The organism is Streptomyces smyrnaeus, assembly GCF_017676345.1.
GTDB lineage: Bacteria > Actinomycetota > Actinomycetes > Streptomycetales > Streptomycetaceae > Streptomyces > Streptomyces smyrnaeus.
In genome coordinates, this window is record NZ_JAFFZM010000001.1 from 664,392 (window position 1) to 676,683 (window position 12,292).

The window sequence follows — 12,292 nt, forward strand, 5'->3', positions numbered from 1 at the left end:
GGGCCGGGTGGGCACTCCGCCCGGCCCCGGACACCGCCACACCCCGGCCTCGTCGGCGCCCGCCCGACCGTGCGCCTCGCCTGCACCTCGTGTGCACCTCGTGTGCGCCTCGCTCGCCCCTCACCGCGCACCCCACCGAAAGCCCCTCCCAGCACCAGGACTTCACCCCCTCCCCCTCCCGGGACACGGAAGGAAGCCATACCCATGTCAACCCATGCCGCATCGTCGAGTCCCACGTACGGGAACTGGCGCCGACCGAGGCGGCCAGGTCTCGGGCCCTTCGGCATGATCGGTACCGCGGGCGTCTTCGGCGGACTCGTCGTCACGCTGCTGGCCTCGCTGTTCTCACTGGCCGCCGCCATGGTCATCCTCGTCCCGACGGCGATTCTCATCGCGCCGCTGATGATGCGCACCCAGGACGGGCGCAACATGTACCAGCTGATCGCCGTACGCATCGGCTGGATGCGCCGCAAGTCCAAGGGGTCGACCACCTACGTCTCCGGTCCGCTGTCCCGACGGCAGGCAGGGCGGTTCCAGCCCCCGGGCCTGCTGGGACGGATGCAGATGCGCGAGGGCAGGGACGCCTACGACCGGGACTTCGGCGTGCTGTTCCACCGCAGCCGGAACCTGTACACCATCGTGCTGTGCTGCGAACCCGACGGCGGTTCTCTGGTCGACCCCGACCAGGTGGACAACTGGGTCGCCTCATGGGGCGGTTGGCTGGCGCGGCTGGCGCACGAAACAGGGCTGCGCGGTGCCTCGGTCATCGTCGAGACGGCCCCCGACTCCGGTACCCGGCTCGCGAACGAGGTGCTGCCGCGCCTCTCCCCCGACGCCCCGGCCGCCGCGCGCGCCGTGATGGAGGAGGTGGTCGAGCAGTATCCGCAGGCCTCCTCCGAGATGCACACCTACATCACGCTCACCTACGGGCTGCCGGCCGGGCAGAAGCCCAAGCACGAGGAGCTGATCACCGACCTGGCCACCCGCATCCCGGGGCTGCTGTCCGGGCTCGTCGGAGCCGGGGGCGGCGTCGCCTACCCGCTGTCCGCCGAGCGGATCGCCGAGGTCGTACGGGTCGCCTACGACCCCGCGGTCGCCGGTGAAGTCCTCGACATCCGCACCCAGTACGGCGGCACCGGCCTGGAGTGGGACGACGCGGGCCCCGCGGCCTGTGTCGAGGACGTCGCCTCCTACCAGCACGACTCCGGCGTCTCCCGGACCTGGATGCTCACCCTCGCGCCCCGCGGCACGGTGCGGGCCAACGTACTGCGCGGCCTGCTGGAAGCCTCGCCCGGCACCCGCCGCAAGCGGGTGGCGCTGCTGTACCGGCCCATCGACCCGGCGACCTCGGCCCGCATCGTGGAGGCCGACCGGCGCGCCGCCCAGTTCATGGCCACCTCCGGGCGGGGCATGGTCCAGGCACGGGCCGCCACGGAAGTCCGCGCGGCCGAACAGACCGCGCAGGAGGAGGCGACCGGCGCCGGCCTGGTGGAGTTCTCGCTGATGCTCACCGTCACCGTCGACTCCGTGGAAGAGCTCGCCGACGCCAGCGCCACCATGCGCAACCTGCAGGGGGCGGCGCGGCTGTCGATGCGCCCGGCCGACCGGATGCAGGCGGCGGCCTTCAGCTGCACCCTCCCGGTCGGAATCCTCCCGTGGGAGCTGACGTTGATTCCGCGCGACCTGCGGGAGGCGCTGTGAGCCCGCGCGACGGCAAGAGCGACGCCAAGCAGCAGCAGAGAAGGAAGAAGGCACCGCGCAGGGAGCCGATGGCGCCCTCCCGCGGCTGGCCGGGACCCGGGGGCGGGCAGGTCGGCGGCATGGACCCGCCCACCATGTGGCGGGCGACGACCGTGCAGGCGTGCGGGCTGTGGCCGTTCGCCGCGGGTTCGGGAGCGCCGATGTCGGGCGTCCCGCTGGGCCAGCATCTGCACACCGGTGCGACGGTGTGCGGCGATCCGCTCTCGTGGTTCACCCGGGCCCGCTACATCTCCAACCCGTCGCTGTTCATGCTCGGCATGCCGGGTCTGGGCAAGTCGACCCTGGTCAACCGGATGCTCATCGGGCTGGCCGCGACGGGCGTGGTGCCCCTCGTCCTGGGCGACCTCAAGCCCGACTACGCGGACACGGTACGGGCCCTGGGCGGCCAGGTGATCTCCATCGGGCGCGGCATGGGCGGCATCAATCTGCTCGACCCGGGCGCCATGGGGGCCGCCGCAGCCAAGATCGGCGGCTCGGCGGGTCAGGCCCTGGAGGCGGAGGCGCACGGGCGGGTGCTGAACATGGTGGGCGCCCTGGTCACCATCGTCCGCAACCGCCCCGTGGACGACCACGAACAGGCCGTCCTCTCCGCCGTGCTGCACCATCTGCGCGAGCGGACGCCGCCGGGCCGGTCGCCGGTGCTGCCCGATGTGCTGAAGGTGCTCAGCGAAGGGCCGGACCGGGTCCGGGCGGTCACGCTGGACCGGGGGGACGAGGCCCGGTACCGGGATGCCGTCGACCCCTTGCACCGCTCGCTGCTGGGCATTCTGGACGGACCGCTGGGCGACACCTTCGCCTCGGAGACCTCGACCCGTATCGACCTCAACACCCCGGCGGTGTGCATCGACATCTCCCGGATCGGCGAGTCGGACACCCAGCTGACGGCGGCGGCGATGCTGGCGGCGTGGTCCGACGGGCTCGGCTCGGTCGCCGCCTCCCACGCGCTGGCCGACGCGGGCCTGACCCCCCGACGCTGGTTCTTCACCGTGCTCGACGAGCTGTGGCGACCGCTGCGCGCCGCCTCCGGCATCGTCGACCGCATCGACGCCCTCACCCGCCTCAACCGCACACTCGGCCTGGGCGACGCCAAGATCACACACACCCTCAAGGACGCGGAGTCGCTCGGCTCCGAGGCCGACAAGGCCAAGGCACGCGGCTTCGTCGAACGCGCGGGCATGGTCGTCTGCGCCGGACTCCCGAGGGCGGAGATGGAGGAGCTGGGCAAGATCGTCGGCCTGTCCCAGCGGGAGATCGAACTGGTCTCCTCCTGGTCGTCGCCGCCGGGCTGGGCGATGACCGGCGAGCGTGAGGAACCGCCGGGCCGGGGCCGCTTCCTGGTCAAGGTCGGCGGTCGGCCCGGCCTCCCGATCAGGGTCAGCATCACCGACACCGAGCGCCATCTGCACGACACCAACACCCGCTGGGCGCAGAACGCGCAGCCGGACCCGCAAGGGACCGGCCCGGACCTCGGAACCGGTGCCGGGCCGGACCTCGGAACCAGTACCGGCCCGGACCTCAAAACCGGTGCCGGGCCGGCCCAGGACAGGAGGATCGCATGAGCCCCAGCACGGCAGGGGGGATGCAGGGCCGCGACCTGTGGCCCTGGGCCATCGTGGGAGTGACGGGCCTGGGCCTGACGACATCCGCGGGCATCTGGCTCGGCGGAACGCTGGGAGCCGCGCTGAACGGCGCGGGCTGGCAGCCGCCGCCGTTCTCCCTCACACTGCTCGCCACGCTGTTCACCGAAGGTTCCGGCACACTGTGGCCGCAGGCGTCGCCCGTCGCGGTGTACTGCGGCATCGTGCTCGTCTTCGCCGCGGCCACGGCCGCGGTCGTCCTCCCGGTGTGGAAGCTGGTGTCCCGCTCACGTTCCCGGACGAAGGGACTGGCCGGGCGGCGGGAGTTGGCCTCCATGCTCCCCGCCGGCATCGAGAAGCGCGCCCGGGAGCTGCGGCCCTCGGTCAAGAACGAACCCGAACTGCACCCGGACCAGACCGGCAACCTGCTCGGCGACCTGGAGCCGGACGGACCCGAACTGCGTTCCTCCTTCGAGGACGTGGAGCTCGACCTGATGGCTCCGCGCGCCGGCAAGTCCACCGGCATCGCCGTCCCCCGGGTGCTGCGGGCCAACGGCGCCGTACTGCTGACCTCCAACAAGTCGGACGTCTACGCGGTCACCCGGGCCGAACGGCAGAAGACCGGCCTGGTGTGGACCTTCGACCCGCAGGGCATCGCCCACACGCCCCGCGGCATGTGGTGGAACATGCTGGCCGACTGCCACACCATCGAGGGCGCCCGCCGGCTGGCCGGGCACTTCGTCGCCTCCGTCAACGACGACGCCTCCAAGAAGGACTTCTGGATCTCGGCTGCCCAGAACACGCTCACGGCGCTGTTCCTCGCAGCGGCGCGCGGCGGGGCCGCGGTCACCGATCTGCTCGGCTGGCTGGCCGACCCCGCCGACCGCACCCCGGTCGACCTGCTGCGCGACGCCGACATGATCGCCATGGCCGAACAGCTCCAGGGCACGGTACGGGGCGCGGTCGAGACCAGGGACGGCATCTACGAGACGGCACGGCAGTGCGTGGCCTGCCTGCTCGACCCGGAGATCGCCGCCTGGGTCCAGCCCGACCCCTGGCTGCCCGAGTTCCGCCCGCACGAGCACGTGCTGGGCCGCGACACCCTCTATCTGCTCTCCAAGGACGGCGGCGGCTCCGCGGCCGGGGTCATCGCCGGCCTCGCGGACGCCACCCTGCGCGCCGGGGTGATGGCCGCCGAAAGGATGGGCGGCCGGCTCGACCCCCCGATGACGGCCGTGCTGGACGAGGCGGCCAACGTCTGCCGCATCTCCGACCTTCCCGACCTCTACAGCCACCTCGGCTCGCGCGGCATCAACGTCGTCACCCTGCTCCAGAGCTACCGGCAGGGCGCCCGCGTGTGGGGCGAGGCCGGGATGGACGCGCTGTGGAGCGCGGCCACCATCAAACTCCTGGGCGCGGGGCTGGACGATGCCGACTTCGTGGACAAGGTCTCCAAACTCGTCGGCCAGCAGGATGTGAAGACGCCGTCCTACTCCAGCAGCAAGGACGGCGGCTCCCGTTCGGTCTCCTACCGTCTGGACCCGATCCTGCCCCCGGACAAGATCCGGGCACTCCCCAAGGGCACGGCCCTGCTCCTGGCCACCGGCATCCGCCCGGCGCTGATCCGGCTGCGCCCCTGGTTCAAGGAGCCGGGCGCGGCGGCCATCTCCGCCGCGGCCAAGGCCGAGACGGAGGCGATCACCCAGCGTGCGGCGCAGGCGTGGACGGGTCACGCGGTGGGCGCGGACGCGCCCGTGGGGATGGGCGTCGGCGTCGAGCAGAGCGCCTACGCGCCGGACGACGGATACGCCCGGTATCCGGGGGATGCCGTGTACGCGGAGGACACCGGGTATCCAGGGGACGCCGCATTCCCGGGGAATCCCCCCCACCCCGGGAACCCTCCGTACCCGGAGAACGCTCCGTACCCGGGCGTGCCCGCGTACCAGGAGACCATCGGGTACGCGGAGGCCGACGCGTCCGGCCCCGGGAGCAGCGGGAGCGCGGACGGCTACGCGCCACCGTCCGGCCACGCCGACCACCGGCTCAAGTGGACCCGGGAAGCGACGCCGTGACAGCCGGGGGCCGGGCAGCTGGTCAGTGCCCGCGCCCCCGGGTCGCGGTGTGCAGGACCCGTTCGACCGGCCCGTGCCGGAAGCGACGTACCAGCCGCGCGCTGAGCGCCAGTTGCGCGGCGTAGAGGACCAAGCACCCGGCCAGTACGGGCACCGGGCCGACACGGCCGTGGAGGGCGAGGCCGTAGCCGGTGAAGACCAGGGCCATCACCAGCGACTGCGTCAGATAGTTGGTGAGCGCCAGCCGGCCGGCGGCGGCGAGCACCTCGCCGATCCGCCGGCCGAACCGCGTACGCAGCAACAGCAGCAGCCCGCAGCCGTAGGCCGCGGTCAGGGCCGGGGCGGTGAGCAGACCGACGGCCGTACCGATGTCGTACCAGCGCGCGTCCAACGGCCCGTGGTAGCACATCGCCGTGCAGACGCCTCCGGCCAGACCGATCGGCAGCCCGTATCCGACCAGCCGCCGGGCCTGCGTGCGGTAGCGGTCGAACTCCGCGAGCAGCTGCCGCTTCCCCGCGGCCAGCCCCACCAGGAATGCCGCCAGAATGTGCGGCGCGTAGAGCACGTCCCCGGCCAGCAGATCGTGCCACTGCCGCAGATTGGCGTGGACGACGGATACCGGATCGCCGCGGTAGGCCGCCACGGCGGTAACCGCCTCGGGGGCAGTGGCGCCGCTCGGCACGGTGGCGGCGAGGGCGAGCAGGCCCTTGCCGAGCAGCAGGGCACTGAGGGAGACGACGAGCCCCGCCGCCACGCGAACCGCCGTCCGCGGCGCCAGACCGCGCGCGGCGAACAGCACCAGGCCCAGTACCGCGTACGTCATCAGGATGTCGCCCGGAAACAGCAGCACGGCGTGCGCGAGCCCCAGGCACCACAGAGTGAGCAGCCGCCGCAACTGCCGCCCCGTGAACCCGGCCTGCTCCCGCTCGGCCGAGCGCGCCTGGAGGGTGAAGCTGTACCCGAAGAGGAAGGCGAAGAGCAGATAGAACTTGCTGCTGACCAGCGCGGTGACGAGCCAGGCGGCAGCCCTCTCCCCCGCCGACCCGTACGGTCCCTGACCCGCGTACGGGTCGGCCATCACCTGCACATTGACCAGCAGAATGCCGAGCAGCGCGAAACCGCGCAGCGCGTCCACATCGCGGATGCGCCGCGTCCTCGCGGTTGCCTTCGCGGGTGCGCCGGGTGCGGCGGTCACCGATACCGTTCCCTCACTCACGGTCAATGCCGTCCTCGCCCCTCTCGGCAGCACTGCGACGCAGCGCACGAAGGCTCGACGGCCGCCCACCGTGGGACGGCCGTCGAGGCTGTCAGCGATGCTCGCTCACCGACGTGTCACGGGATCGGATCCGGCGGGACCCGTCCGCTGTCATCTCCCTCCTCCGGCGCCTCCTCCACGTTCCCGCCTGTTGTTTGCTGCTGTCGGCCCCTGTCCGGAGGTGTTGTCATGGCCAACTCTCCGTCCTCTTGGTGAGGTTCTTCCGGCACTACGGAGAAGGCGGGCCCTCGGTTCACCCGCGACCGGGTGCGTACGGCACGTGATCGGCAGAACGGCGAGGACCGGAGGCGGGCGCACTACCTGCCCGGGGCTCTGCCCCGCTGCGGAGCGGTGTTCTGTTGCTGCGTCACCGAGCGGCTGTACGGGGACGGCCTCTGGAGACCCGGGCCTCCGGCCCTTCCCGCCTCGCTGCCGGAACGGTGATGTTCGAGCGACTGGTTGGCCACAGCCGGGCTGAATGCGGGCGAGACCGGCCGCGACACCGGGCTGGGAGGAAACACGGGGCTCGTTGACGGACTGACCGGGCTCACGGGTGGGCTGACCGGGCTCACGGGTCGACTGACCGGGCTCACCGGCGGCATCACCGGGCTCGCGGGGGAACTCACGGGGCCGGCCGGCGGGGACGGCTGGAGCCCGCCGGGAGAGGCGCCCGGGCTTCGACCGGGTTCGGCGCCCGGCGTGTCCAGCGGGATCTTGGGCGGCACGATCGGCACCTTCGGCGGCACGGGCGGCGGCGCCGTGTGCGAGGCGGAGTTCCCCTGAGCCGGAGCCGCCACGCGGGCGACCGCCTGGGTGACGGCGTTCTCCGCGCGGGGGCCGCGCACCTGTCCGGAGGCGTAGTCGGGCAGGTGGGGCAGCCGCGGCGGCGCGGCCAGCCGGGCACCGGCAACAGCGGCGGCGCGGCTGGAGGCGGCGGGCTCCGCCTTGGCCGAGCGCCCCTCGGTGTTGCCGGGCTTCGCCGACCGCCAGGGGGTGAGCCTGGACAGCCAGGACCGTTCGGGCTTGGGCGCCGCGGTGTTCTTCGCCTTGGCCTCGGCCGCCTCTTTGAGCGACGCCGCGAAGGGCACCAGGTTGCGGCGGGCCGCCTCCCGGTAGCGGGTCCTGCCGTCGATGAGCTTTCGCATGGCGTTCTGAACCGCCGTCTGCTGCTCCGGACGGTTACGCAGGCTCTCGTACTCGTCACGGGCCGACGTGGCGCCTTCGGAGGGTTGCTTCATGAGCCGCCGGCCGTCCGGCTGCTGCGCGGGCGGTACGAAGGCCCATTCCGGCCGCGGCGGTGCGAAGCCGGGCCTCTGCGGAGCGAAACCCGGTGCCTGCGGTACGAAGCCGGGTGCGGGAGGGGCGAACCCCGGGCCCTGCGGAGCGAAACCCGGTGCCGCAGCGGGTCGCTGGAAGCCCGGCCCCTCAGCAGCCCAGGGCGGAGCGGCGCTCGCCATGGGTTGGGGCTGCGGCGGCGGAGCCGCCCAGAAATCCGGGCCCTGGACGGGCCAAGGCTGCTGGAAATCCTGCCCCGCGCCCGGTTCTTCCGTCGGCCGACGCCCCCGTCGGTTGCGCAGCCGACGCAACAACTCGCGAAAGAACCCGAACAGCTCGTCCGCCACGTCGTCCGCAGCGCGACCGGTCGAGCCCGAGCCCCGCCCCCCGCGTTGCGGTGCCGGGCCCGAGACGGAGTTGGCGCCTGGGGTGTTCCGCCGCGCGGCGGCCTTCAGCTCCTCGTCGAGCAACCGTCGCGCCAATCGCCTCGGCCTGATGCGGCGTGGACCGGTCGGCTCAGGCATAGCAACGTCCTCCGTGTCGTCGACGACCGATGCTCATGGAAGACACGGACACGTTGGGCGATCGGTTCACTCGCTTCGCTCAAGAGTCCGGGCCGGCCCGAGTGAACCGGGCGCGACGCGCACACGTGGTGCTGTTGAAAACGGTGCCGGAAGACCGGACGACCCGACCGCAGGAGCTCATCGTGATGACCCGAACCAGCGACGCCCCCGAGGGTGCCCGGAACGCCGACGAGCCACCGGGCCGTACGCAGGACAAGGGCGAAGACTCACCGGCGGCCAAGCCCAAGTTCATCCTCTACCTGGACGGACCGGAGTATCAGCAGGAGTTGTACCAGCTCGTCCAGTGGACTCACCATGTCCTGCTCCCGGTCTACGGCCGGGAAGTCACCTCCACCGCCCCTTGGTGCTCACGATGGTGGGAACACCCCGGGGTGGTGGCCCAGCTCCACGGTCTGTGGCTGGCGTGGTCCCAGCTGACCGGTCCCGACGCCGATCTGGCGGGCCCGGCATCGTGGCACCGCGACTTCTTGGGCCCGGTGATGGGTGTACTGCGCGACCCGGCGGGCCCGTTCGCCGGGTGCAAGCCCGGGTATCACCGCCCGAAGGAGGTCCCGCCGGTCGATCAGCTCGCCCCGCCGCAGCCGCACGCGGCCTGAGACCTCCGACCTCTGCGGCGGCGATGAGCGCCTGGCTGGTCCCTCTCGATCAGATCTCGGGTGTGTGACGTCGGGAAGTCCGGGCGGGAACCACTCGGTTAGAAATGCAAGGGGGTACTTCCGGATCGTTCACACCTCGGTAGAGTCGAACTTGTGAACGCGAGTCATACGAACTCCCTGCGCATCACCGTCTTAGGACCTGTCCGGGCCTGGCGCGGGGAGCAGGAACTGGCCCTCGGGTCACCACAGCAGCGAGCAGTGCTGACAGCGCTGCTGCTGCGACGCGGGCGCCCGACGACCGTCGGCGAGCTCGTCGACGCGCTCTGGGGCGAGAGACCGCCGTCGGGAGCGGTCACCGTGCTGCGCACCTATGTCTCACGGCTGCGCAAGGTGTTGGAGCCGCGGCGGGAGGCGGGCGAAGCGCCCCAGGTGATCGTCTCGGCCGCCGACGGCTACCTCGTCCGCCTCCCCGAGGACTGCCTGGACCTGGGCGTGTTCGAACGACGCGTGGCCGAGGCCAAGAAGCTGCGTACCGGCGGCGACCTCGCCGCGGCAGCCGAGCTGCTGCACTCCGCGCTGGAGCTGTGGGACGGCAAGCCGCTGGCCGGTCTCCCCGGGCCGCTGGCCGAGGCCGAGCGGTACCGGCTCGACGAGCAGTGGCTGGGCGCGGTCGAGACCGGGACGGACGTCGATCTGGAGCTGGGGCGCCACGAGGAGGTGGCGGCCCAGCTGTCGTCGCTGACCTGTGAGCATCCGCTGCGCGAGCGGCTGTGCGAACTGCTCATGCTGGCGCTGTACCGGTGCGGGCGCCAGGCCGAGGCGCTGGCGGCCTACCGCAAGCTGCGGGACGCGCTGGTGGCGGAGCTGGGTGTCGAGCCCGGCCCCGCCCTGCTTGACCTGCACGCCCGCATACTGGCCGCCGACCCGACACTGCGTGCACCCGTACCGCCTCCGCAGGCCGCCTCCCCGGCTCCCTCGGTGTCCGCGCCGCCCTCCGCGGCAGCGGCCCGCCCGGCGCAGCTGCCCGCCGATCTGCCGGTCTTCACCGGTCGGGACAGCGAACTGGCGCAGACCAACGCTCTGCTGCCGGCCGAGGGGAAGCGTCCGACCGCCGTGGTCATCAGCGCGATCGGCGGCATGGCCGGTGTCGGCAAGACCACCTTGGCGGTGCACTGGGCGCATGAGATAGCCCATCGCTTCCCCGACGGCCAGCTGTACGTCAATCTGCGTGGCTTCGATCCGACCGGTTCGGCCATGCCTGCCGACGAGGCCGTTCACACCTTCCTGGACGCGCTCGGCGTGCCACCCAGCCAGATGCCGGGCCGTCCCGACACCCGTGCCGCGCTGTACCGCAGCCTGCTGGCCGACCGGCGAGTGCTGCTGTTGCTGGACAACGCCCGTGACACCGAACAGGTCCGCCCGCTGTTGCCCTCCGGTCCGGGCTGTCTGGCCATCATCACCAGCCGCAATCAGCTCACCGGCCTGATCGCCAGCGACGGGGCGCATCCGCTGACGCTGAACCCGCTGCCGCTCGCCGAGGCGCGGGACTTCCTGGCCCGCCGTATCGGGCCGGAGCGGATGGCCGCCGAACCGACGGCGGCGGACGAGATCATCGCCCGCTGTGCCCGGCTGCCGCTGGCCCTGGCCATTGTCGCCGCGCGGGCCGCGACAAACCCCAGCTTCCCGCTGCATGCCGTCGCCGACGAGCTGCGCGCCAGCCACGGCAGCCTGGACGCCTTCACGGGCGGCGACATCAGCACGGATGTGCGGGCGGTGTTCTCCTGGTCGTACCACGCCCTGTCGGCACCGGCCGCCAGGCTGTTCCAGCTGCTGGCCGCGCACCCGGGCCCGGACATCGCGGCGCCCGCGGCCGCCGCGCTGGCGGGCCTCCCGCTGCGCGAGACGCGCGGCCTGCTCGGTGAACTCACCCACGCCCATCTGCTGACCGAGCATTTCCCCGGCCGCTACACCTTCCACGATCTGCTGCGGATCTACGCCGCCGAACGCGTCGGCTGCGAGGAGTCCGCAGCCGACCGGGGCCAGGCCTTCGAACGGGTCCTCACCTGGTATCTGCACACTGCCGACGCCGCGTCCCGGTTCATCACCCCGGAACGCCCCCGAGCGCCCCTCCTGCCGCTGCCGCCCGACTGCCGACCCTTGACCTTCACCACCTACGACGAGGCGCTGGAGTGGTGCTCGACCGAACGCGCCAACCTCGTCGCGGCGATCAACCAGGCGGCCACGGACGGCATGGCCCCACTCGCATGGCGGCTGACCGCCGCCCTGTGGGGGTTCTTCTACCTGCGCAGCCACCGGAACGACTGGCTCGCCTCCAACCGCGTCAGCCTGGCGGCCGCCCGGAGCGCCGGGGACCGGCGGGGCGAAGCCGAGTGCCTGACCGGTCTGGCCAACGCCCTGTCGGTCAACGGCAGCCTGGAGGAGGCCATCGACCACTACAAGCAGGCACTGCCGGTCTTCCGGGAGTTGGACGACGAGAAGGGCGCGTCGAGGATCATCGGCAACCTCGGTGACGTACATCTGAGAGCCGGCCGGATCGAGGAGGCGCTCGGATACCTGGAGGAGACGCTGGAGACCGACCGCGCCATCGGCCACGGCTGGGGCGTGGGGATCTGCCTGAACAACCTGGGCGAGGCGTACTTGCGTCTCGGTCGGCTGGATGAGGCCCGCGCCTATCTGGAGGAGGCCCTGGAGGTCCTGCGGGCCACCGACAACCGCTGGGTCGAAGGCATCACACTGGACTTCCTCGGCACGGTGTACCACCGGCTCCGGCGCCATGACGACGCGGTGCAGCAGTACCACCTCGCGCTGCAGGCGCATCGGGAGGTCGGCAACCGCTGGGCCGAGGCGCACAGCATCAGCCACCTCGCCGAGACCCGGCTGGCCGTGGGCGAGCGGGACGCCGCCCGCACGGGCTGGGGACAGGCGCTGCAACTGCTGGAGGAGTTCAACCACCCCGACGCCGAAGAGATCCGCGACAAGCTGCGCGGCCTCGACGACGCAGTACCCGACGCCCCACCGGACGAGCCGTCCGGCGTCGCGGGCGCCTCCACCGCCTCCCCGCGCGACCCCGGTGGGCGCGCCGGGGGGCGGTGACCCGGCGGCCCCGGCCGCGGTGCGCCCGGTCATGGACACCGGCTCGCGTCGCCTGCGC

The 12,292-nt window shown here is 72.4% G+C and carries 7 protein-coding genes; 5 read left to right on the top strand and 2 right to left on the bottom strand.

The window, feature by feature from the left end:
• Nucleotides 1–204: 204 nt before the first annotated feature.
• The 3 genes from JW613_RS02935 to JW613_RS02945 all read left to right on the top strand — a co-directional run bounded on the left by JW613_RS02935 (nt 205) and on the right by JW613_RS02945 (nt 5,410).
• Nucleotides 205–1,701: an SCO6880 family protein gene (locus tag JW613_RS02935; RefSeq protein ID WP_209209080.1), complete on the top strand. Its 1,497-nt coding sequence runs from the start codon at nt 205–207 to the stop codon at nt 1,699–1,701.
• A gap of 134 nt (nt 1,702–1,835) precedes the next feature.
• Nucleotides 1,836–3,320, top strand: a complete 1,485-nt coding sequence (locus JW613_RS02940) for a putative type IV secretion/conjugal transfer ATPase (protein WP_372447891.1) — start codon at nt 1,836–1,838, stop codon at nt 3,318–3,320.
• Nucleotides 3,317–5,410 (top strand): type IV secretory system conjugative DNA transfer family protein, encoded by a 2,094-nt coding sequence (locus tag JW613_RS02945; RefSeq protein ID WP_245224806.1) that lies wholly within the window; start codon nt 3,317–3,319, stop codon nt 5,408–5,410. The genes JW613_RS02940 and JW613_RS02945 overlap by 4 nt, the downstream gene beginning before the upstream one ends.
• Before the next feature lie 22 nt (nt 5,411–5,432).
• Here the strand turns inward: JW613_RS02945 and JW613_RS02950 are convergent, their stop codons facing one another.
• Both JW613_RS02950 and JW613_RS02955 read right to left on the bottom strand, forming a co-directional pair.
• Nucleotides 5,433–6,626, bottom strand: coding sequence for a DUF418 domain-containing protein (locus JW613_RS02950; RefSeq protein ID WP_307865764.1), 1,194 nt, complete (start codon nt 6,624–6,626; stop codon nt 5,433–5,435).
• 356 nt (nt 6,627–6,982) lie between these two features.
• A complete protein-coding gene (locus JW613_RS02955) occupies nt 6,983–7,903 on the bottom strand; it encodes a hypothetical protein (protein WP_209209081.1) in 921 nt (306 codons plus the stop codon).
• A 746-nt stretch (nt 7,904–8,649) separates the two neighbouring features.
• On the opposite strand from JW613_RS02955, the gene JW613_RS02960 reads away from it, so the two are divergent.
• A complete protein-coding gene (locus JW613_RS02960) occupies nt 8,650–9,120 on the top strand; it encodes a DUF4913 domain-containing protein (protein WP_209209082.1) in 471 nt (156 codons plus the stop codon).
• A 153-nt stretch (nt 9,121–9,273) separates the two neighbouring features.
• Entirely contained in the window at nt 9,274–12,234 is a 2,961-nt protein-coding gene (locus JW613_RS02965; protein WP_209209083.1) for an AfsR/SARP family transcriptional regulator, read from the top strand.
• The last annotated feature ends 58 nt before the right edge of the window (nt 12,235–12,292 follow it).

What these genes read in the sequence shown, in the direction of transcription:
- JW613_RS02935 (WP_209209080.1), top strand. Translation starts at nt 205, where the DNA reads ATGTCAACCCATGCCGCATCGTCGAGTCCCACGTACGGGAACTGGCGC.
- JW613_RS02940 (WP_372447891.1), top strand. Translation starts at nt 1,836, where the DNA reads ATGTGGCGGGCGACGACCGTGCAGGCGTGCGGGCTGTGGCCGTTCGCC.
- JW613_RS02945 (WP_245224806.1), top strand. Translation starts at nt 3,317, where the DNA reads ATGAGCCCCAGCACGGCAGGGGGGATGCAGGGCCGCGACCTGTGGCCC.
- JW613_RS02955 (WP_209209081.1), bottom strand. Translation starts at nt 7,903, where the DNA reads ATGAAGCAACCCTCCGAAGGCGCCACGTCGGCCCGTGACGAGTACGAG.
- JW613_RS02960 (WP_209209082.1), top strand. Translation starts at nt 8,650, where the DNA reads ATGACCCGAACCAGCGACGCCCCCGAGGGTGCCCGGAACGCCGACGAG.